Origin of the sequence: Rhizobium sp. 007, from assembly GCF_015353075.1 — a bacterium.
Taxonomy (GTDB): Bacteria; Pseudomonadota; Alphaproteobacteria; order Rhizobiales; family Rhizobiaceae; genus Rhizobium.
The window spans coordinates 73,100-95,473 of record NZ_CP064188.1 but is presented as its reverse complement, the minus strand read 5'-3'; the positions used below and the strand labels follow the sequence as shown (position 1 = coordinate 95,473).

General features: G+C 60.0%; 17 protein-coding genes. 7 read left to right on the top strand and 10 right to left on the bottom strand.

Translation table 11 applies throughout. The features are described 5' to 3' along the window. Positions 1 to 144: 144 nt before the first annotated feature. The gene (locus ISN39_RS21435) at positions 145 to 360 is read left to right on the top strand and encodes a hypothetical protein (RefSeq protein ID WP_194732002.1); all 216 of its coding nucleotides are present in this window, start codon (positions 145 to 147) and stop codon (positions 358 to 360) included. A 309-nt stretch (positions 361 to 669) separates the two neighbouring features. Here ISN39_RS21435 and rbsK read toward each other — a convergent pair whose 3' ends face one another. From rbsK to ISN39_RS21405, 6 genes are all read right to left on the bottom strand, one after another. Beyond that, positions 670 to 1,599, bottom strand: a complete 930-nt coding sequence (rbsK, locus tag ISN39_RS21430) for a ribokinase (RefSeq protein WP_194730347.1) — start codon at positions 1,597 to 1,599, stop codon at positions 670 to 672. Next, a complete protein-coding gene (locus tag ISN39_RS21425) occupies positions 1,596 to 2,057 on the bottom strand; it encodes an RbsD/FucU domain-containing protein (protein WP_194730346.1) in 462 nt (153 codons plus the stop codon). Before ISN39_RS21425 ends, rbsK begins: the two co-directional genes overlap by 4 nt. A gap of 43 nt (positions 2,058 to 2,100) precedes the next feature. Further along, complete coding sequence (locus ISN39_RS21420) at positions 2,101 to 3,129, bottom strand: LacI family DNA-binding transcriptional regulator (RefSeq protein ID WP_194730345.1); 1,029 nt, start codon at positions 3,127 to 3,129, stop codon at positions 2,101 to 2,103. Between the two features lie 17 nt (positions 3,130 to 3,146). Next, the gene (locus ISN39_RS21415; protein WP_194730344.1) at positions 3,147 to 4,058 is read right to left on the bottom strand and encodes a carbohydrate ABC transporter permease; all 912 of its coding nucleotides are present in this window, start codon (positions 4,056 to 4,058) and stop codon (positions 3,147 to 3,149) included. Continuing rightward, positions 4,058 to 5,176 (bottom strand): sugar ABC transporter permease, encoded by a 1,119-nt coding sequence (locus ISN39_RS21410; protein ID WP_194730343.1) that lies wholly within the window; start codon positions 5,174 to 5,176, stop codon positions 4,058 to 4,060. Before ISN39_RS21410 ends, ISN39_RS21415 begins: the two co-directional genes overlap by 1 nt. Positions 5,177 to 5,248: 72 nt before the next feature. Then, the gene (locus tag ISN39_RS21405; RefSeq protein WP_194730342.1) at positions 5,249 to 6,889 is read right to left on the bottom strand and encodes an extracellular solute-binding protein; all 1,641 of its coding nucleotides are present in this window, start codon (positions 6,887 to 6,889) and stop codon (positions 5,249 to 5,251) included. Between the two features lie 351 nt (positions 6,890 to 7,240). Between ISN39_RS21405 and ugpC the strand changes: the two genes are divergently transcribed. The 4 genes from ugpC (at position 7,241) to ISN39_RS21385 (ending at position 13,564) form a co-directional block, all read left to right on the top strand. Continuing rightward, on the top strand, positions 7,241 to 8,308 hold the full coding sequence (ugpC, locus tag ISN39_RS21400) for a sn-glycerol-3-phosphate ABC transporter ATP-binding protein UgpC (RefSeq protein WP_194730341.1): 1,068 nt from the start codon (positions 7,241 to 7,243) through the stop codon (positions 8,306 to 8,308). Further along, the gene (locus ISN39_RS21395) at positions 8,305 to 8,541 is read left to right on the top strand and encodes a hypothetical protein (protein ID WP_194730340.1); all 237 of its coding nucleotides are present in this window, start codon (positions 8,305 to 8,307) and stop codon (positions 8,539 to 8,541) included. Before ugpC ends, ISN39_RS21395 begins: the two co-directional genes overlap by 4 nt. 860 nt (positions 8,542 to 9,401) lie before the next feature. Next, positions 9,402 to 10,430 (top strand): efflux RND transporter periplasmic adaptor subunit, encoded by a 1,029-nt coding sequence (locus ISN39_RS21390; protein ID WP_194731860.1) that lies wholly within the window; start codon positions 9,402 to 9,404, stop codon positions 10,428 to 10,430. After that, positions 10,427 to 13,564, top strand: a complete 3,138-nt coding sequence (locus ISN39_RS21385) for an efflux RND transporter permease subunit (protein WP_194730339.1) — start codon at positions 10,427 to 10,429, stop codon at positions 13,562 to 13,564. The genes ISN39_RS21390 and ISN39_RS21385 overlap by 4 nt, the downstream gene beginning before the upstream one ends. A gap of 561 nt (positions 13,565 to 14,125) precedes the next feature. On the opposite strand, the gene ISN39_RS21380 is transcribed toward ISN39_RS21385, so the two are convergent. Both ISN39_RS21380 and ISN39_RS21375 read right to left on the bottom strand, forming a co-directional pair. Beyond that, positions 14,126 to 15,022, bottom strand: a complete 897-nt coding sequence (locus ISN39_RS21380; RefSeq protein ID WP_194730338.1) for a DUF3313 domain-containing protein — start codon at positions 15,020 to 15,022, stop codon at positions 14,126 to 14,128. Between the two features lie 42 nt (positions 15,023 to 15,064). Continuing rightward, positions 15,065 to 16,222 (bottom strand): patatin-like phospholipase family protein, encoded by a 1,158-nt coding sequence (locus ISN39_RS21375; RefSeq protein ID WP_194731859.1) that lies wholly within the window; start codon positions 16,220 to 16,222, stop codon positions 15,065 to 15,067. 387 nt (positions 16,223 to 16,609) lie between these two features. Here ISN39_RS21375 and ISN39_RS21370 point away from each other — a divergent pair, with 387 nt between their 5' ends. Then, entirely contained in the window at positions 16,610 to 16,804 is a 195-nt protein-coding gene (locus ISN39_RS21370) for a hypothetical protein (RefSeq protein WP_194730337.1), read from the top strand. 84 nt (positions 16,805 to 16,888) lie between these two features. Here the strand turns inward: ISN39_RS21370 and ISN39_RS21365 are convergent, their stop codons facing one another. Together ISN39_RS21365 and ISN39_RS21360 are read right to left on the bottom strand one after the other, a co-directional pair. Continuing rightward, positions 16,889 to 17,629: a response regulator gene (locus tag ISN39_RS21365; RefSeq protein ID WP_194731858.1), complete on the bottom strand. Its 741-nt coding sequence runs from the start codon at positions 17,627 to 17,629 to the stop codon at positions 16,889 to 16,891. A 317-nt stretch (positions 17,630 to 17,946) separates the two neighbouring features. Further along, on the bottom strand, positions 17,947 to 18,780 hold the full coding sequence (locus tag ISN39_RS21360; protein WP_246763370.1) for a MipA/OmpV family protein: 834 nt from the start codon (positions 18,778 to 18,780) through the stop codon (positions 17,947 to 17,949). 383 nt (positions 18,781 to 19,163) lie between these two features. On the opposite strand from ISN39_RS21360, the gene ISN39_RS21355 reads away from it, so the two are divergent. Beyond that, positions 19,164 to 21,995 carry a glycosyltransferase family 39 protein gene (locus tag ISN39_RS21355; protein ID WP_194730336.1) on the top strand — a complete coding sequence of 944 codons (2,832 nt, stop codon included), beginning with the start codon at positions 19,164 to 19,166 and terminating at the stop codon, positions 21,993 to 21,995. Positions 21,996 to 22,374: the final 379 nt, after the last annotated feature.

Genomic DNA, 22,374 nt, shown 5'->3' with positions numbered 1-22,374 from the left:
TACAACATAATGTGAGCCGCGTTACTTTGAACGCAAGCACTCGTGGCTGATTGCCAAGGACGGCACGTGATCGTGGCCCGCAGGGATTGACGTCCGGCAATCGTCTTTCGATCAACCCGCGCCGGACGGTGACGGGACGAGTGGATGCGTGACAAGGTTCTGAAGCAACAACATTGTTTTGAAGCGGCGCTTGGCGCTGGTACTACAATCGAAGCGGCGGCGGCCGCCGCCTCCTCACTCTACGGCGCCGGCGCGAAAACGGCTGTCGCATGGTGCGCCATTCACGCGCGCAGTGACGGGCGGAGAGGCGACTTCGCCTTTTGGGTCCGGGTGTTTCGTCATCTTGGCGACGACGGCTAAGGCCAAGTTTTCCTGGAGGACCTTAGAGAGTTCTGTTCGACGGGCAAAGTGATCGAAACCTTCGGTGACAAAACGCGCTCTCCAAAAGAATTCTCGGGCGAGGTGCGCGCCGACCTGTTCGGGCCAAAAACCGTGGCGTGAGCCGACGCCGCTCTTTTCGGCTAAGACTTTCCGTGTCGCACTCGCCGGCCACAGTTGCCTAACGAGCGGCACGTTGCGGTTCCCACGTCACGCCGATGACAAACCGACCATTCTCTCGCTCCGCGCATCCAACAGCCGGGTGATCTAGATTTCCCTTGCGCTGTTCAATCATGATGAGCGCAGCAAGGCGTTGATCTCGGCGCGCGAAGGCATGGCGGGGGCCGTGCCCGGCCGCGTCACGGCGATTGCCGCGGTCGCGCAACCGAATCGGACAGCCTCGACCGGCGCACATCCTTCGGAAATCGCCGTCGCGAAGGCGCCAAGGAAGGCATCCCCGGCTCCGGTTGTGTCGATGACATTGCCCGCCGAGAACGCGGGTACGAATTCGCTCTGCCCGGTGCTGTGATAGAAGGCGCCGCGTGCGCCGAGCGTGATGATCACCGCTCGCGCCCCTCGATCAAGCAAGCTGCAGGCCGCCCCACGTGCCTGTTCATCGGTTTCGATCGGGTGGCCCACCATTTCCGCTGCTTCGACTTCATTCGGGACGATGAAATCGCACAAGCCGTAGATGCTGTCCGGGATGGCGCGGGCAGGCGCGGGGTTGAAGATCGTCGTCGCTCCTGCCCTTTTCGCCATCGACAGGCCATGTATGGCCGCCTCGAGCGGCTGTTCGAGTTGGGTCATGAAAATGGCAGCGTTTTCGATCTCCGTCCGGTTCGCGTCGACATCGTCGATGCCGATAAGGCCTGCGGCACCCGGTGCGACGATGATGGCATTGTCGCCGCTCACTTCGTCGACGAAGATGAAGGCCGCGCCTGTGGATACGCCTTCCATCTTCATCACATTGGCTTTGACGCCCGCCGCCGCATAGGCCGCAAGCGCCATTTCGCCGAACGGGTCGTTGCCGACCCGGGAGATAAAGGTCACCTTACCGCCGGCTTTTGCCGCGGCAATTGCCTGGTTGGAGCCCTTGCCTCCCGGCCCAAGCGTAAAGCCCGACCCCATCAGCGTCTCGGCAAGATGGGGCAGGCGCTTGGCCTTGTAGGCGGTGTCGGCGGCAAAAATGCCCAGAATGACGATCCCACTTTTTTCGCTCATCTGACGGTCTCCGCCGCGGCAATGACACCCTTGGTCAGAAGGAAACATCCGTAGAATCGCAGTTCCCCGGTTGCGATCACACAATAGGCCTTGCTGGCGATGTCATAGAACGCCATCCGTTCGACGGGATACATCGGCGATGGCTTGCCTTCGGCGCGGTCGACAATGGCCTGGACTTCCTGTTGAATCGGCGGAATTTCATCGGGCTTGCCGATCACTTCCATGCGCCCCACCGAAGGCTGGATCGGTGTGTCCAGCGGGAAGACGGAAAGGACCGCGTCTATCGCCTGCGGCGCGGGGATGTTTTCCATAGTCAAAAGCTTACCCAGACGCGTCTGTCGGGCTATCGAATCCGACGGAAAGTTCATGTCGGAAATGACGAGATAGTCGCCGTGTCCCATGTTGCAAAGTGCTTGAAGAATGTCGCCGTTGAGTTCGGCCCTGATTCCCTTGAGCATTGATCTTCCATCCCTTTCTAATGGCCGCAGTGCCGGCCTTGCTTCAATTTTTATGCCCAGCGATATCCGCCTTAGGTTGCGCGGGCGGGCCGCTCGAGCCACGCACGATCAGCGACCCGTCAACCATCTCGTCTCCCCTGCCCGGTGGCTCCTCAAGGAGAAGGCCGACGGCGCGCCGTGCCAGCGTGTCGGCCGGCTGGCGTATGGTTGTCAGCCGCGGCACGACGAGATTGGCGAGCGAAATGTCGTCGAAACCCGTCACTGAGAGTTTGCGCGGCACGTCGATCTTGAGGTCGCGGGCAGCGCGCAGCGCGCCGATGGCCTGCTGGTCGCTGGCAGCTGCAACCGCCGTGGGCCGGTCCTGCGGCGAACGCGAAAGCAGGTCGCGGGCAATTCTTTCACCGGACTCGTAGTCGAATCTGCCGTAGGCGATTTCGAGTTCAACAGGTTCGCCGGTCTTGCCGAACCGGTCGATTTGGCTGACGAAGCCCTCCTCGCGCATGCGCCCGGCCTCCGTGTCGGGCGGCCCGGCGATATAGGCGATGTGGCGGTGCCCCAGCCCATAGAGATGGTCCGCAATCAGCGCGGCCGCTTGCGCATGGTTGGTCGATACCAGGGGAAAGGAGCCGAAGCGCCGGTCCAGCGATATGATCGGAACCGCTGCCTCGAGGTGGAGCCCCGAACCGTCGCTCGAAGCCACCACGATGATGCCGCGCACCGACCGGTCAAGAAACGCAGAAACGTGGCTCTGTTCCGCCGCGCGATCGTTATGCGAGCTCGCCAGCATGAGGCTATGCCCGCATTCGAGCGCCGCCCGCTCGACGCTTGCGGCAAGCTGCGCGAAGAAAGGATTGGTGATGTCGGGAACGACGAGGCCGATGACATCGGTCCTGCTGGTACGCAGCGCTCTCGCGGTCACGTTCGGACGGTAACCGAGCGCAGAAATGGCGCCGTTGACCTTTTCGCGCAGCAAAGGTTTGACCGCGGCTTCGCCCGACAGCACGCGCGAAACGGTGCCCACGGATACGCCCGCATATTCGGCGACATCCTTGACTGTGGGCATTTTTGACATTTTCGAGCGTTCCGCAGCTACTTTACTGCTCCTGCGGTCATCCCGGCGATGATGTGCTTTTCCAGCACAACGCCAACGATGACCAGCGGAAGGATGCCGGCAGTGGAAAGGGCTGCCATCGACCACCAGTTGATGCCCTGGCTGCCCGTCTGGCTGGCAATCATCACCGGCAGGGTGTTGGTATTGGTGGAGGTCAGCAGTGCGGCGAAGAAATATTCGTTCCAGCACAGGATCAGCGCCAGGAGGAAGGCGGCAACCATGCCCGGCAGAACGAGCGGCACGATGATGCGGGCAAACGCGCCCCAGATCGACAGCCCATCGACGAGCGCGGCCTCCTCGAGCTCTACTGGCACCGTGGCGAACTGGTCGCGCATGATCCAGACGACGATCGGCAGGACCATCAGCGTGTAGACGGCGATCATGCCCACATAAGTGTCCAGCAGCGCCAACTCCTTGTAGAGGACCAGGAACGGCAGGGCGAGGACGACGGGCGGCATAATGAGCTGCGACAGGAAGAAGAAGGAAATGTCTGAGTTGCGCATATGGCCGAACTTGTAGGAAAAGCGGCTGAGGCCATAGGCTGCGAGCGATCCGAGCACGACTGCAAGGGCAGACGCCGTGACCGAGATGATGACGCTGTTCCAAAGCCTGCGCATGAACTCGTCGCGTACCGTCGATATCTGGAAAATCGTATCCGGGGAAAGCCCGAGCGAGCGCCAGCCCAGCCAGCTGGGCGAAAAGTTGAACCAGGGGATCAGATTGCCCCGCATGACATCGGCGGCAGTCTTGAACGAAGTCGAGACCGTCCAGAACAGCGGGAAGACGCATACAAATGCCCATATGACGAGCAGGCCGTAGACGGCCAAACGCATGGCCCACCAGCGAATGCGCTGGCCACGCGCGTATTTTTCGAAATCGATGCGAACCATCAGAGCCTTCCTGTCATACGCTTCACAATGCGGTCGGAAAACTTCATCAGCACCGTCATACCGACGACGATGATCACCAGATAGACGAGTGCGAGAAGGGTGCCGTATCCGACATTCGAACGGTCGCGGTATTCGCGATAAATGAAACTGGTGACGGAATCGGTCGCCCCGCCGGGACCTCCTGATGTCACCGTGATGATGATGTCGGCGAGCTTGAGCTTGAAGATGATGCGGATCATCACCGCCGTTACCGAAACCGGCAGCATGAGCGGGAAAATGACCTTCCAAAAGCGTTGCCACTTGGTGGCACCATCGACTTCGGCCGCCTCCAGCACCTCCCGCGACAAGGCCTGCAATCCGGCGAGCAGCATGATCATCATGAAGGGAATGAAGGTCCAGGCATCCATGATCATGATCCAAAGCCGCGCTGTCACCGGGTCGCCGAAGAAGGATGGATTTTCTAAGCCGAGCCAGCGGGCAAACCGCGCGACCGGGCCGAAACGGGTCTCCAGCATCGACTTGCCGACCATCCAACTCACCGCGACCGGCGACAGCATCAACGGCACCAGGAAGGTCACGCGCCAGAACTTGCGTGCGACGATTTCCTGATTGAGGAGCAAGGCCAGACCGAACGCGATTGCATATTCGACCGCAATCGCCAGGCAATAAAGGATCATATTGAGCAAGGCGTTGGTATAGAACGGATCCGCGATCATCCGGCGCACATTGTCGAGGCCGTTGAAGCGGCGCCCGGTTGAAGAGGCGAGGTTCCAATCAGAAAAGCCGATCCAGAGCGCAAAGATCAGCGGGAATACCACCATCGACACAACGAAAAGCGCTGCCGGCAGAACAAAAAGCGCCTTCTTGCCTGCTTCGCCGTAAATGACGACGCGCGTGACGCACAAAACGGCGGCCCAGAGAAAATAGGCATAGAGAACCGGGCGCCAGTTCGCAAATCCCCAATCGGTCCAGCCCAGCTCATGGGCACCCTGTAATACAAACGATGCTACGAACCATATAGCGCTCAGCCACAGAACCGTGCGGCCCCAGAAACGACGGCTCGTGGAAATGGAGCCGGCTTCGACCGTGTGGAGCAGGTCGCCTTCGACTGTCGACATGATATTCCTCGCCCGGACAGAATGGGCGCTGGCGAAATCGCTTTTGATGCGCCAGCGCGTTTAGTCAACCGGTCAGAGCCCGAGGCTCGCCCGATAGAGTTTCAGCTGGCTATCGCGGCCGATCTGGTCGGTGATCTTCTCCCAGGCGCCTGCAATCGCATCCGCGGTTTCCTGTGCCGACTTGTACTGTCCGGCAAAACCCTTCGCCAGTTCGTCCTCGGCGACAGAGTAATATTGGAAGATGCCGGGGATGCGCGGTTCGATGGCCGCGTTCGGGTGGTTGTAGCTGTCGGCGTTCGAGCCCAGATAGTCCTCGATATAGGCGCGGTCGTAACCTGCCTTTTCCCATTCGTCATAGTTGAAGTTGGACTGACGGTAGGGCTGAAAGCCGGAAGGATAGGCCGACGTCCACAGGGACAGATCCTTGCCGCCGAGATGGGCAGCAGCAGACCAAGCCGCCTTGCGCTTCTTCTCGTCGCCGGAGACCTGCTTGGTGACGTAGATGCCCCAGCCGATATAGGCCATGTTCGGCGCTTCGTTATACTTGTCTTCCCATTGCCCGGTCTTGCGGTTGAAGACGCGGTTGGAACCGCGGTTGATGCCGAAGCCGACCACGTCGCCCACAACTGAGGTGTCGGAGGTGCGCGCGCCGGAGCCGACATCGCCCCACCACATCAGCATTGCGCCGGTTCCTGCCAGGAACTGCGAGAAGGCTGTGGTTCCAGGATCAGCATTGATCTGGTCGGCCGGATAGGCCTTAGCCGCGATCAGATCCAAGACGTCCTGGATCGCCTGAACCCACGCGGGGTTATTGACGAGCGGCTTCATGTTTTCAGGATCGAACAGCCAAGCCGGGTCGCCCGGATATTTGGCATAGGCGGTGGCGCGGTTCTCGATGAAATAGAAGCCGAAACCGCCCCAGCCCTTGAGCGGGTCGAGATAACCGTAGGCTGGCTGGCCGGTCAGCGGATCGGTCTTGCCGATCAGCGCCTTGGAAGCTTCGTTCACTTCCTGCCACGTCTTCGGCGGCTCGGCCATGCCGCTGATCGAGCCTTCGCCGAAGTAATCCTTGCGATAGGCGAAGGTGTGGCAGTCACCGTCAATCGTCACGCGATAGGTTTTGCCGTCCCAGGTGCCGACCGGCGGCTTCAGGTAGGTCACCAGGTCGTCTGCCTCGATCTGCTTTCCAACCCAGTCGGGCATCTCGTCCAGAAGCCCGCGCCCGGCGGTGTCGCCTTCGAAGGGTGCGCCCATTTCAAGGATGTCGAAGTCGACCGTGCCCGTTGCGATCGACTGTTGAAGACGGGCGTTATAGTCGGCTTGGGCAAGGTCGATCCAGTTGATCTTGGCTCCCGTATAAGCTTCCCACGGCTTCAGGAAACCGCGGAACAGGAAGTTGTGGAGATTCTGGTTGTTGAGCCCCATGAAGGTCAGCTCGACGCCGGCGAACTCGCCCTGCTTGACATTCGCCTTGGTCGGACCGAGGCAGAGCTCGCCCACCTTCTGCCAGTCTGCGTCCGTCGGCGAGCCCTTGCCGACACCCGGAATTTGCAGGATTTGAGCGCGCAAATCATCGGCGGCAAACGCGGTGCCGGCAATCCCGCCCATCGCGCCCGACAAGCCGAGCAGAGCCGCGGCACTTGCCGTTCCGCGCAAAACGTCGCGGCGACTTGCCTGACGGCGCATTAATGCATCGTATAATTCGACTTTCATGTCTTCCTCCTCACGTTTCGTTGTGCTTCCGCCAACCGGTGTTGCCGGGCCGGCTCCAGTCCCATTTAAGACTGGCCTCGTGCAGAACTATCTGGTAAACAAGAATATGAAACGTTTCATATCTTGTCTTGAAACCGCTCCTCCCGGTCTCGCCATCGAGCATTAGACGGCAAGCGGAAAAAGTCAATGAAAAATGAAACGTTTCATGGAGGAGATCGTCGGGTGTTTTTGAGCAGACGCAGGAGGGGCAGTTTTTACCCCGGCCGGATGCTCGAAATTCCACGGCAAGACATGCATAAGTCCCGGGACTCTCCGCAAAAGGGAGGCCGCCGGAAAGCAAGTGGGAGTGAGATGGCTGAGGTCAATATTTCAGGGGCGCAGAAGGCCTACGGCGCCGTAAATGTCCTGCATGATGTAGATATAGAAATCCGCGACGGCGAGTTTGTAGTGCTCGTCGGCCCGTCCGGTTGCGGGAAGTCGACTCTGTTGCGAATGGTCGCAGGGCTCGAAAGCATCACGGGCGGCACCATCTCAATCGGCGGAAAGGTCGTCAACAATCTGCCGCCCAAGGACCGCGACATTGCGATGGTCTTCCAGAGCTATGCGCTTTATCCGCACAAAACCGTTGCCGAAAACATGGTCTTTGCGCTGCGCCTACAGAAGCAGCCAGCCGACGTCATCAAACAGCGCCTGCAGGCGGCGGCCGAAACGCTCGATCTCGTGCCCTATCTGGACCGTTATCCGCGGCAGCTTTCGGGCGGCCAGCGGCAGCGTGTGGCGATGGGTCGCGCCATCGTCAGGTCGCCGCAGGTATTCCTGTTTGACGAGCCTTTGTCGAACCTGGATGCCAAGCTGCGCGTGCAGATGCGCAAGGAGATCAAGGAACTGCACCAGCGGCTGAAAACCACGACCATCTATGTCACTCATGACCAGGTCGAAGCGATGACCATGGCCGACAAGATCGTGGTGATGCAGACCGGCAAGGTCGAACAGATCGGCACGCCTCTGGAACTTTACGACCGTCCCAGCAACACATTCGTGGCAACCTTCATCGGCTCGCCGTCGATGAATCTCCTCAAAGGCTGGTACAAGGCCGATGGTGCAATCTTCGTCACGGAGAACGGCGACGAGATCGCGCTCGGCTTCACCCCGGAAGCGTCCGACGGGCAGTCGGTCCTCCTGGGCATGCGGCCTGAACATCTGTCGCTGGCCGAAAGCGGCCTCACGGCGACTGTCAACGTCACCGAACCCACCGGCCATGAAACGATGGTGTTCCTTCGTTACGGGCCGGGCGAGCTTGTCGCGGTCTTTTCGGAACGCCACGATTTTGAGCCAGGGCAGGTCGTGACGATAGCCCCTCGTACCGGAAAGCTCCATCTATTCGATGCGGGATCGGGCAAGACGTTGCGGCCGGATTGAGCCTCGGACTTTCCGCCAACTTAAGCTTTAACGCCATCGTCCTGGCGGAAGGCGGGATCAGCCAGGCCACCCGTTTCGACAAGGCCGCTTCCCCGGGCTACATCGACGGCGACGACTACGTCGGCGGCTTCGACGTGGACCAACTCGAGGAATTGATGGACTTCCTCCCCTCCAACCGCCTCGGCTGGTGTGCCGCGATAGCCAGCAATCATGCGCAATCAGCACATTCGTGACATTGGGGGCATAGAACCTGAAGTGCGGTTGTCATGGTATGAACCTCCATGTCCGGCGACCCAATCGTGCGCATGATCGGGGATACCATGTAAGAGAGGCCTGGCCGACCGTTTCCAGACTGAATCGCGACTTTAAAGACGCTCGCCAATTTCAGGCGCCTGAAAATTTGTCCGCTGCTGTGGCGGGACGAGTTTGATGTCAACAGCCTTGCCACGAGGGTCGGACTACGCAGTCGGCTTTAAGCCGGCACTTGGCGCGCCTGCACCAATCCGGGCCGGTGTCCGTCAGAAGAAGGCGCAGTACCGCTACGATAGCTGCAGCCATCCGAGCGTGCTCGCACTCTTGACAACACTTTCGGCGCTCCAACGAGCCGGCCACTTCACCAGAGACCCCTCAGCCCCCTCCCAGCCAGCACAGTAAGCAGCGACTGCATAGCAGGGGCAAACGTCGCAGGCCTGTCACCACGGCTGCCCGGCTTAGATGCGGCGGGTAAGCGGTGCTTGGGAAGAGGGAATAGCACCGCACACGCGCGCTCCGATCGGACAGGCGTTCTCATCGTGCCGCTTGGCAAATTCAGGGGTTGCCCGCGGGCCGGCCCTGCAGCCATCGGCTTAATCTTACTTAACCAATCTTTGCCGATCTTTGACCGCATCGAGCGGTCGATCCGCTACACCCCATGCGGAAAAAGGCGGCTTTCAACCGTCGCCCGGCCGAGGCCCATCGCGGTCCAATGCGTCGCGAGGTCGCCTGCCATCGGGAATGCGAGCGCACTTGACGCACCGGCTGCAAGAAGATCACGAAAAGGAACTCTGCTTTGACGCAACGTCTCCCCTTAGTCCTTGGCCTTGTACTGGGCGCTTTGCCTGTCTCCCAGGGAGCAGCGTTCGCGCAACAGAGCAGTGCTACGGCACTCACCGTTGCTGTCGAAAAGCCCGCGGAACGACTATGGCCCGAAACTGTCCCTGCCAGCGGCTGGCTGAAACCCTGGCATGAGGCGATTAGCGCTGCGGAGGTCGGCGGCCTGCGTATCACAGATGTTCTCGTCGACGTCGGGTCTGTGGTGACGAAGGGCCAGCCACTCGCGCGGCTCACCGACGACACCGTCCGCGCCGATCTGCGGAAGGAGGAAGCCTCTCTGGCAACGGCCAAAGCCGATCTTTCCAAGGCCGCGACAAATGCCGAGCGCGCGCGCAAGATGAAGGGAAGCGGCGTTCTGTCGGATGAGAAGATAATCGAATATCTAAGCACCGAGCAAACGGCGATCGCTGGCGTCGAATCCGCCGAGGCTTTGGTCGAGAGCCAAAGGATCAAGCTTTCCCAGACCACCATTGTGGCCGTCGACGATGGGCTTATTACCTCTCGCTCCGCCCAGCTCGGCGCTGTCGTCGCATCCGGCACGGAGCTGTTCCGCCTCGTGCGCCAACAGCGCATCGAGTGGCAGGCCGAGGTCTCGGCGCGATACCGCCCTCTCATCAAGGAAGGGTTAGCGGCGACGATTCATCGTCCGGGCGACCAGCAGATGGAGGGAATGGTTCGGCTTGTCGCCCCAACTATCAGCGCCGATACTGGCAGGGCGCTGGTCTATATCTCCCTGCCAGCCGGGGCGCATCCGCCGATCGGCCTCTATGCGACCGGGCAAATCGAGCTCGGGGACGAACCCGCCCTCACCGTGCCTGAGACCGCGCTTGTTGTGCGCGACGGTATCAGCTACGTGGTTGCCGTCGATGGAGACAAACGCGTTACACGCGTCCGCGTCGAAACCGGTCGCCGTAACGGCGGCGAAGTCGAAATCCTCTCCGGTCTCGACCCCTCAGCAGAGGTCGTGTCAACTGGCGGCGCCTTCCTTTCGGACGGCGCGCTCGTGCGCGTGGAAGGAGAAGCACGATGAACTTCTCCGCTTGGTCCATCCGAAATCCGGTTCCCGCCGTCCTTCTGTTCATCCTGCTGACTGCCGGCGGTCTAATCGCCTTCGACCGGCTCTCGGTGCAGAATTTTCCCGACATAGATCTTCCGACGGTTCAGATCAACGCCACTCTCGAGGGCGCCGCCCCGGCCCAACTTGAAACTGAAGTCGCTCGCAAGATCGAAGACAAGCTCGCCTCGCTCAGCCTGCTCGACCACATAACGACGACGATCACGGAGGGGACGGTCCTGATCAGTGTGTCCTTTCAGATCGGCAAGGACGGCGAGGAAGCGCTTAACGAAGTGCGCAACGCCGTCGACAGCGCAAGTGGGAATCTACCCCCTGCCATGCAGGCCCCGAGCGTAACGAGGAACATGATTCAGGGGTCGACCCTGATCGCTTATGCCGTGCGGTCCACCCGGCTCGACCAGACCGAGCTTTCCTGGTTCGTCGACAACGACCTAACGAAAGCGCTGCTTGCCGTTCCAGGCGTCGGCAACGTCACCCGCGTCGGCGGCGTCGACCGTGAAGTCCATATCGATCTCGACCCGCAGCTGATGAGCTCGCTCAATATCAGCGCGGCGACCATCTCCTCGGGACTGCGGTCCGTGCAGTCCGACACCTCGGGCGGACGAGGGGATGTCGGAGGCATCAAAGAGGCGATCCGAACGCTCGGAGCGGTTTCCTCGGTCGAGGAACTGAAGGCGCTCGCAATCCCACTTCCGAGTGGGGCGCTGGTGCGGCTCGACGAAATCGGCACGGTAACCGACAGCTTTGCCGACCGATCGTCGATCGCCTACCTCGACGGCAAACCGGTGATCGCCCTAGAGATCAAGCGCTCAAATGGCTTCTCCGACACGGCCGTCGCTACGGCCATCGAAACAGCTATGCAGGACTTCGCCAAGGCCAATCCCGATGTTGAAATCGTCGAGGCATACAGCACGGTCGGTCCGATCATCGAGAATTACGATGGTTCAATGCAGATGCTCTACGAAGGGGCTATCCTGGCTGTTGGTGTGATTTGGCTCTTCCTGCGCGACTGGCGAGCGACGTTCCTGTCGGCGGTGGCGCTGCCGCTGTCCGTCATTCCGGCCTTCCTTGTCATGTATCTGGCCGATTTCAGTCTTAACACGGTGACACTACTGGCGCTCTCGCTGGTGGTCGGCATCCTCGTGGACGACGCAATTGTCGAAATCGAGAACATTGCGCGCCACCTGAAGTCGGGCAAATCGGCGAAGAACGCAGCCCTCGAGGCGGCCGACGAGATCGGCCTTGCCGTCATCGCCACGACCTTGACACTCGTCGCTGTCTTCCTGCCGACAGCTTTCATGAGCGGCATTCCGGGACTGATCTTCCGGCAATTCGGGGTGACGGCGTCGGTCGCGGTTCTTGCCTCGCTGCTGGTCGCACGGCTTTTGACGCCCATGATGGCCGCCTACATGATGAAAGCCCATCCTGTCGAAGCCAAGGACGGTCGGATCATGCGGGACTACATGGCCTTCGTCAAAACTTGCCTCCATCACCGCATGCTGACCATGATCTGCGTCTTCGTCTTCCTCGGTCTGTCGCTGGCGACGATCCCGCTGCTCAGCTCGGGCTTCCTGCCGGCTTCGGACGATGCGCAAACGCAGGTCACCATCACGTTGCAGCCTGGCACACCGATCGAACAGACCGACGCGACCACGCGGCGCGCGGCCAATATCATCTCCCATCTGCCGGACGTGACACATGTGTTTACCGCTGTCGGAACCGTTTCATCAAGCGATCTCCTGGATTCCGCTACAACGGTCGATACGGCGAGCGCATCCCTCGTGGTCAACATGAAGAAGATCAACGAACGGCAGCGGTCGCAGCTAGATATTGAAAACGATATCCGGCAGGCGCTCGGCGTTCTCCCCGGCGCGCGGATCCAGGTCGGCTCGGGGGGCAACGGCACCAGGCTGGACATTACGCTTGCCAGTGACGATGCCGGCCCACTCGGCAAGGCGGCTGGCGCGCTCGAGGAACAGCTTCGGACGCTGCGGGGCATTGGGGCGGTGACATCAAGCGCCTCGCTCCAAGCTCCGGAAATCCAGATCGTTCCGGATCTAGTCCGGGCTGCCGCCCTCGGGGTAACAGCGGACTCGATCTCCGAGGCGGTCCGCGTTGCAACCAGCGGCGACTATTCCTCCGCTCTTGCGAAGCTGAACCTGCCGCAACGCCAACTCGCCATCCGCGTGCGGTTCGATCCGAGCAACCGCAAGACGCTCGACGACATCGCCAATCTTCGCGTCGCCGGCAGCAGAGGCAGCGTCGACCTCGGCTCGGTCGCGAGTATCCGTATCGGTGGCAGTCCGTCGGAGATCAGCCGCTTCGACCGAACGCGCAACGTCATGCTCTCGGTCGAGCTCAACGGTCGCGTTCTCAGCGACGTTTACCGCGAGGCCCAGGCCCTGCCTGCGCTCCAGAACCTTCCTGAAGGCGTGAGGCTTGTCGAACAGGGCGAACTCGAGCGCAGGTCCGACCTCTTCGATAGCTTCGGCATTGCCATGGCAATTGGCGTATTCTGCATCTACGCTGTGTTGGTCCTGCTCTTCCATGACTTCCTCCAGCCGGCGACAATTCTAATGGCGCTTCCCTTGTCACTCGGCGGGGCCCTCCTGCCGCTCGTGCTGACGGGGATCAGTTTCTCCATGCCTGTTGTCATTGGTCTGCTGATGCTGATGGGGGTGGTGACGAAGAATTCAATCCTGCTGGTCGAATATGCGATCATGTCGCGACGCACAGGTGCCTCGCGCTTGGATGCTCTGGTGGATGCCTGCCACAAGCGCGCCCGTCCGATCGTCATGACGACGATGGCGATGGGTGGCGGCATGCTCCCGGTGGCTCTCAGCCTCAGCGGTGGCGACGCAAGCTTCCGGCAGCCAATGGCGATCGTCGTGATCGGCGGCCTGATTACCTCGACTGTCCTCAGCCTCTTGGTCATTCCCGTCATCTTCACCGTCGTCGACGACTTCCTCCAAATCCTCAGGCGAATTGTCGGCGCACGGCGGCAGGAGGCTTTGCCGGCAAGTGAAAAACGGGAAGAAATTCCAAAGGATTCAAGGCGCCATGGCGGAAAAATCAGCCTAGCGAAATGATGCTCTTGCACGGGCAAACGGTGCGTTCGGTACTAGCCCCGAAGGGCTCCGCGGGGGAGGTCGCCAATAAAGTGCAATCGAGCCGGTATCGACAGAGGAGAGACCGCCTCTCCCACTCAAACTGTCAGCCTATCGACGAATTCCCAGTACCGGCACGAAACGGGGTGCATCCCGCTCTGGCTATCGGCGACGGATCGAAGGAGAGATTCGTTCCGCCTTCGGGCAATCGGCAGACTAGACCTGCGGGGTAGCTCCGGAGGCCGGAAAGGCTCGCTGAATCACGCCAGAGACGCTCTAGGAAATGCAGTCTCGGCATGCAGCCAATTACCATCGAAGTCCTTGTTTCCACGCCAGGTCGCCCGGACGAGACACTCGCGCGAATGGCGGACGGCGTCTCTCGAACCGCGTCAGCCGCGTGGCTACAGACAAATCCGCCGACATCCGGGATGTCGGCGAGGGATCACACGAGGTTCAAATTCCGCGCCGTTTTACATATCGAGCGGTGTAGACTTGATTGTCCGGTCCGACAGACCCGACGAAGCCGGCTCACCGGCTAAACTTCTATCGTCGTGCCTCATCATGGGGACCTTGGCCGACAACCGCAGGCCGCTTGTCCGTCCAGGATGGTGGCAGGCCAACCTGCGAGGCCGCGAAGTCCTTGACCCCAGGTGACCGGCCGAACCGCTCGCAGGCCGGATATTTCGGCCTTCCGCCGAGGTTTGACTTGATCTTCTGTGCCGATGGGAATTTGGGCAGCCCCTTATAGGGTGTCTTGCCGGTGACGAGCATCTTGGAGAAATCGCTGCCGAAGCTCGAGCCGAGCGAGTAGGCGTCGCCAACTTGCGAAACACGTGCGCTCGTGGTGATGGCGTTGGCGCCCTTCGCCCAGACCATGGCGCCCACCTGCTTGCCGTCTCTTGTCATCGCTTCAGCCTCGACCGCAAGTCCTCCGAGACCCATCGGCAGCCGAGGCACGGGAACCGGAACTACCAACGACGCTCCGAGCGACGTCGCGGTCGACACACCGGCCATCGCGGCGTTTGTCGGTACGATGCGGGTGACGGTGGCGTGAACGACGACGTCTGCGTTCTCCCTTCGATCGACAACCTGGAAACGGTCGCTGACGCCAATGCAGAGGTTACGGCTGATCACATTGGCGACGAGGGCCTGATCGGAAGGCTTCTTGATCGACGGCGCCGCATTGGGCGAAACCGTCGTCGGCTCGATGTATATGGTCTTGGTTGCCGCGAGTTCGTTGGGATCGATCTTAAATTTCGCCTTGGTGATCTTGCCATTGTTCGACGTCAGGCCGCCGTAGGATACCAGCGTGTGGGCCTCCTCCAGCGGCACCGCGGCGCAACCGGCGGCGGCCGAAACGATCAGGCAAGACAAGAGTGCTGAGGCTGCCGGACTACAATGGCGTCGATGGGTGGCCATGCCGATATGGGAATGTGACATTTCGGTCTCCTATGGTTGGAAAGTTTGGGACAGTCGGCCCGACTATTGCGAGGGTTGGGCGGGCTCTGCAGAGACAAGGTCCGTGAAGATCGGCTCATCCTTCCACAGGCTGCCGCTCGCCATCTTTGCGTATCCGAGGTGGTAGACGGCACGCATATAGTTGGTGTTGAAGGGGTCGGTCATCTTGTAGGGGATTTGCCTGTCGATGGAGGCGACACGGAAGCGAATGCCGTTCTTCTGGGCATAGACGTAGGTCGCCACGAGTGCGCTGCGTGTCTGTGACTTGATAAGGGCTGCGCTCGCCCTGGCCATGACAGCCAGCGTGTTGTTCGTCGTCGTCGAGAACTCCGGCATGAGGGCATTGTTGACGATGACATACATGTTCAGCTTGAAGCCCGTCGGCCAAGCGGCCTGCTGCGGACTTGCCATCCAGCCCTCGGGGATCGTCAGGATCTGGGATGACGAGCCGCCGTCCGAGTGCATTTCCTCGAACTCCTCGCCGCTTGCCTTAACCTTGATGAGCACCGCCGGGAAAACCCCTGGGATGCTGGCCGAGGCAATGATGACATCCTGAAATAGCTTCAGCGCATCGGGCCGACCGCTATTGGCAATCGCGCCCATGTTCCAGATCACCGGTCTCTGTGAATCGAGATTGGAGGTAAGGACCAGAAGGCGCCTCCCCGCTCGGTGTTCGGTGGCTATTTTTCTCAGGATCTCCGGTGTGAGATGGCGCTCGACCATCCGGCGAAGCGGCTCCTGCTTCAGCAGGCTTGGGCCAAGCAGCCCCTTGGGCAGAAAATCCGCGTCCACCAGTTCTTTTGCGACCCCGCTCGTATAGAGATCAACGAGCGTGTCGTCATAGGCGGGACCGAGGAAAGCCATTGGTGCGATCAGCGCGCCGGTACTGACCCCGCTGACGATATCGAACTCCGGCCGCTCTTTTCTGTCCGACCAGGCCTTCAGTGCTCCGACGCTGAAGGCTCCTCCGGCCCCGCCGCCAGACAAGATGAGATAATTGACGTCCTTGTGTCTCGGGACGGCGAGCCAGGCGCGCGCATCGGGCAGTTGCCGGCCGGTATCCGCATAGGTGCGGATATCGCCGAACCCTTCGATATTGGCGGTGGCCGCCGCCTTTGGGCTATAGGCAACCCGGTCCGGCGCCATGCAACCAGCAAGAAGGACCAGCATCAGGATGGCCATCAGTCGATTCAATTTTGTCGCCCTGTCTTCGACCACGGCGAGAGCGGCAAGATCGCCGCCCGCCGTGGAGCGTCGCCCCGCGAGCTTCCTTCCGGATCGCGTCTGATGGCATTAATCCGGATTCGCTATTGCCTTGGGTTTTGTGATGTTAAGAGTTGTTGCGGACCCCGCAGGCTTTCAGCGGAGAAGGGCGTATTGCCCGTCCCGTCTTAGCCGCGGCTCCACATCACGCTTTACCGTCAACATCGCTGCTGCGACCTAGGGCTTCGCATGCTGGGGCGAGAATCGACCGGAAACATATCTTCAGCAACCGCCTTGATTTCGTCCGTTTTGACATCGCCAGGCTCCTTGCACCGACTATTCGTGTCGGCGACAAAGGAGATTACCATGCGCCATCATGAGATGACCGTCGCCGAGATCCTGAACGACCCACTGATCGGCCAGATGATGCGGGCCGACTGCGTATCTGTGGAACAGCTGGAAAAGCGGCTTGGGGAAGCAGCCACGAGGCAGTCTGTGTCAGAGCATTTCCAGCATGTTCCGCAGGCGGCAGAAATCGATGCGGCTCGCGCAAGGCCGTGACGCTCATAGACGTAAAGGACACAGATCCATGTTCAACCGGATCATCGAGGCCGACAACGCTGGTGAAATCGGGCTCGGCTTATACTAATCGCGCGTCACCTCAGGCGTGAAGATATAACCGCCCAGCCGTACCGTCTTGATGAACGTCGGATCCTTATAGTCTGGCTCTATCTTTTGCCGAACGCGGCTGACATGCACATCGATACTGCGCTCGACCGGGCCGGCGGAACCGGCATGGGTGCGGGCAAGGATTTCCTGGCGATTCATGACCTGTCGCGGGTTCTGGCAGAACACCAGCAAGACATCGAATTCTGCTGTCGTCAGGGACACATGAACCCCATCACTGTCGATCAGTTCGCGCGTGACGGGGTCGATGCGCCAGCCGGCGAAGGTCATGGCCTCCTGAACCGGTTTGACTTGCATGGAATAGGAAGAGCGCCGCAAGAGCGCCCTGATCCTTGCCAGTAGTTCCCTCGAATTGAAGGGTTTCGTAACATAGTCGTCGGCGCCGAGTTCCAGACCGATCACCCGATCGACTTCCTTCGCCAGGGCCGTCAGCATGAGGATCGGAACAGTATTGGTAGACCTGATTCGCCGGCAAATGCTGAAGCCGTCCTCACCCGGCAGCATGCCGTCCAGGACGATGAGCTGAAATTCCTTCTTCTTCAGGACCCGGTCCATCTCCATCGCGGAGCCGACCGCTTCGGCAATGTAGCCCGCATCCTTCATCAGGTCGATCAACATGCTCGCGATATCTCGATCGTCCTCGACGATAAGAATTCGGACGGGAGCCTGCGAGGGCGCGTTGGGTGCGATGTTGTTCATACTTGGTGCCTGGACTTGGAAAAGCATCCGCTTCAGATCCTGTTTAACAGAAAAATAGAGTCGATCTCGTTTAGCTTCGGCTAAAAAGGGTCGACCGCTGAGAATATCTCCGCCCATTACGTGGAAAGAGATGCGCGGTTGGACCAGCGCCGTCGAAAACAAATTATCGGCGTTTGAGGCGATCTCAATCACCGGCCCGATGCGGAGCTTTACGAATATGCCCGCGCCGAGCCGGCCGACACTCTGACATGGCAATCGACCATGTAGTCGTCGGCCCGCACCTCGGCTCGGACATGATCTCGGTTGAGGCGTTCCTTCTAGAATTTGTAGCCGACGAACATCATGACGGAAGGCTGGGTTTCCTTCTGAACCACCGGACTATTTCGTGCGTCGCCGGTCAGGATCCCGAGTTCCGCCTGGCCGCGGACGAACCAGTGCTCGGATGCCAGGTATGTGACGGACGCGGTGAGGTCGATGCGTTTGAAGCCCGCTCCAGGGTCATAAACCTCGAGGCCGGACCTTGCCGACTGCAGAGGAGTGACGCCGAAATAGGACTTCATGTAATTCTTGTCCGCCCAGGTCGCAGAAGCCCCCGCGGAGAAGATAAACCGACCTACCATATGGGAATATTCTGCGCCGAATGTGCCGGTGAGACCGTCGCTGCCACCGATGATTTTGTCAATCCCGGCGGTGAGCTCGATCGGTCCCAGCTCATAGGAAATGACACCTCCGATTTCCGCACCGGAATCGATATCGCCCAGTCCCTTCAGATGATCGCTCTCGTCTTCGTCACGGCCAAATTCCATACCGCCCTTAGCGCTGATCTTGATATTTTCGACCTTGTAGATATCGACGAGCACGCCGGTCGGGCCGACGTGTACGTAATCGTTGAAGAAGCTTGCAGAAACGAAAGGGGCCGGCATGACCTTGAAGTCCTTCGACCCCTCGAATTTCGGTCCGTATATGGCTCCAGCCCCAACAACGACGTTCCAGTCGTGAAGCTTGCCGCGAAAACCGCTGGGCCGTTCGCTGGATGCTTCAGGAGGTTCGCCGGCGCCAAATTCGCCCGGATCCGCGGCCCGTGCCGCAGTGCCCGCTGCAAGAGGCACGGCAAGCGCCGACAATAACATCAAACCAGCATTTTGCTTCATAGAAGACAACATCCGCTCCTGGGTGTTTTAAAGGGCTCGCCGCCCCCCGACCGGCTGCACCGTGCAGGAAATCCGTTTTGGGATGGATTTTGTCTTGTTAAGAAATGTTTCTAAGCGCCGTCGGCGGAAGCCGAGCCATGCTTCAGGACGGGCGAACGCTGAGACCTTCACCGCAGGCGCAAGCAGCTTCCTAGGACCGGAGACCGTGCTTCTGACGCTCCAGTTGGGGGGACCACCCGCATCCGGGCAGCGGGCAGGGAAACAAATCGGAGCACACATTAACATCACTTAAAACCACTTGGCGGCCAGAACCGCTACTTCCAGGCCCTTGCGTCTCCGGGCCCTCCGGTTGCGCCCTCATCGAAATTACCTGGAGAAATTCAATGTTGTCGCATGTGAAGCCATTGCGGGGGACCATGGCGTTCGAGGGAACGCAGCCCTCGGAATCAGAGAGAGGCGCGCCTTGCCCGTCCATCTCGATCGTTGTTCCCACTCTGGACGAGGCCGAAAACATCGACGAGACGATTGGCGAAATCATAGACAATGTCTACCGCCACTTTACCTTCGAAATCATCGTGGCGGATGGCGGTTCCACGGATGGAACCTGCGAAAAAGTCCAGCAATGGCAGCGAGCCCACCCGGTGACCCTCATCCAGAACGGCCGAGGCGGCAGTCTGGCCGAAGATGTCCTGTCGGCCGCCGCTCAGGCAAGATTTTCGATCGTCGTCGTCCTCGACGCCGATGGGAGCCATCCCGCCCCTTCGATCAAGGCCTTGGTGGATGCTGTGGCGTCCAGCCGCTATGACATGGCAATTGGCAGCCGCTACGTCGATGGCGGAGCGACTGTCGGCTGGCCCTTCTACCGCAACGCGCTTTCCCGTCTCGGCGCGGCGCTGGCGTCCCCGTTCACCGATGTCAAAGATCCGCTGTCGGGCTTTTTTGCCATACGCCGAGAGCAGCTCCTGGATGCAGGCACTCGTGCCAAGGGGTTCAAGATCGGATTGGAGACGCTATTTGCAGGCGGCGACTCGCTCAAAGTGTGCGAAGTCCCGATCTCTTTCTTCGAGCGGCAAAAGGGAAAGTCAAAAATCGGAGGAAGGCAGTTCGCCGCCTATCTCAGCCAGTTGATAAGGTTCTGCAAAGGAACCTCTTCCTTTGAGACCCTCCAGCGCTTTTCACTGGTCGGTTTGGTGGGCTTCTTCCTCGACCTTCTGATCGTGGCTTCCGCACAGACGCTCGGCGCCGACATCATGGTCGCCCACATCTGGGGTTTTTGCGTCGCAACAGTCTGCAACTACGTTGCACACGCCCATTTTTCATTCCGCGATCGCCCGAAGGGCGGCATGCAGTTGCTGCGCTTTGTGCTCGTAGGGATCATGGCCCTGGCGATGCGCGGGGGCGCGATCGCCACGGCATCAGCGCTTGGCCTGCCAATGATCGTCGTATTGGTCGCTGGCATCCTCGGCGGAGGCATCGTCAGCTACATCGGAAATGATTTCTACGTCTTCCGAGGCGGTGGCCAGCACGCCGCCAAGACCCGATGGAGAATGGCCACTGTCGGACTCGTCTGCTACGTCGTCGCACTGCGGCTGCTTTACCAGGGCGCCATCGACCTCATGCCGCAGGAAGCCTATTACTGGACATATGCGCAATATCCGGCTTGGGGATATTTTGATCACCCGCCAATGGTAGCCTGGCTGATATGGCTGGGAACGGCGGTCTTCGGCGACACCGAATTCGGCGTGCGGATCGGTGCCACCTTGTGCTGGCTGGTGACCGCATATTTCGCGTTCCGGTTCGCGGACGGTCTCTTCGGCCGCATGACCGCTTTCCTGACGCTTTTGCTGCTGTCAGTCCTTCCGTTCTTCTTCATGATCGGAACCGTGACGACGCCGGATGCTCCGCTGACCGCCGCATGGGCCGGCGCTTTGTATTTCTTGCAGCGGGCAATTCTTCAAAACCGTCCGCAAGCGTGGCTGCGCGCGGGCGTTTGCATCGGCCTCGGCATGCTTTCGAAATATACGATCGCCCTCCTTGGACCCGCTACGCTCGTCTTCCTGGTCCTCCATCCTATGCATCGGCGGGGGCTTCTTACGAAATGGCCCTACCTCGGGGCAGTTCTGGCATTTGTTTTGTTCTCGCCCGTCATTGCCTGGAATGCCCGCCACGATTGGGCATCGTTTCAGTTCCAGGGAAGTCGGCGGTGGGCATTCGAAGACCTGGTCTTTTCGACGCCGAGCCTTCTCCTCTTCATCGCTATATTGCTTGGGCCCGTTGGACTGCTTCTCGCCGGCGCTGGCGCCGGCAGGATCGCTGTGCTTTCCGACAGGTTTGACTTTCGTGGCAAGGAGGCGTTCCTGGCCGTCTTCACTTTGGTGCCGCTCTTCGTCTTCATCTTTTTCAGCCTGTTCCATAGCGTCAAGATGAACTGGACGGGTCCCGTCTGGCTTTCCTTGCTGCCGGTCATGGCGAATGTGGTCGAGACGGCGCTGTCTCGGGGCACAATGCCCCGTCTGCTGGCGGCAGTGAAAGCCGCCGCGGGGGGCAGTGTTTTATTCTTCGCGATCCTCTTCCATTATCTAGCGCTCGGCCTGCCCCTGGTCGGCTATACCACCGGCCTGCGCGGGCTGCCCATCGCATGGGAAGAATTCGTCTCCGCCGCCGAAGACATTGAGACAAAGGTCGCGGCCGAGACCGGTTCGCCGCCGCTCCTTGTCGGGATGGACAAGTACAACGTCGCCAGCGAACTCGGCTTTTACAGCAGAGGTCGCACGGCGTTGAACGACATTACCAGTCGGAACCTCTTCGGAGAGAGTGGGCTGATGTTCGAGTTCTGGCAAGCCGATCGTTCATTCAAAGGCAGGTCGGTGATCATGTACGGTGTGAAGGAAGACAGCCTGTCCACCGACGGCCTACCGGAGTGGTTCGAAAGCATTGGCCCAGTTGAAAGGCGCACCGTGTATAAAGACAGGGCTGCCGCCGGTCAGTTCTTCTATAGGATCGGCTATGGTTTTCGCAAGCCGAGCGTTGTTCCGGGATGGTGCCTGAAGCGCGCGATCGCTGGCGCTGCTCGCGGGCAAGAAAATCCGAACAACATGCCTGAAGAGGCGATATCTTCTGCGGTGGCTGGGAAGAGAAGCGACTGTAAATGTGTCGGCTTACATGTGACGCTCGATGCCGGTGCTCGCATGATGTCTCGGCAGAGCACGCAATGATTGTCCGCGTGCGGTGAGATTCCCTAATCGATCATCGCTCGGGAACAGTCGCCGACGAAAGCGGGTCGCCTTTGCTCTTTATGATCGCTCCGCTAGGTCGTCATCCGCCGATTTCAGCGCCTAGTTTTGGCAGTCCGATCGGGCACGTCGCCTCACTCAGGGCGTCCGCAAGGATGTCAATGAAGCTATGAGACGGTAGGCGCATAAGCAATAGCGACGTCATTCCTTTGGGTATCGCCGTGAGAAAATCGCGCGGATGTGTTTATGGATCTTCAAACGGATTGATCCTTCGCCGACCTTCCTTCGTTCTTCGTTCTCGCACGCCAGTTGCTTCGTTCCTGGCGACGGATTGCCGAAGGAATTGCTGCAGTGCCCATCT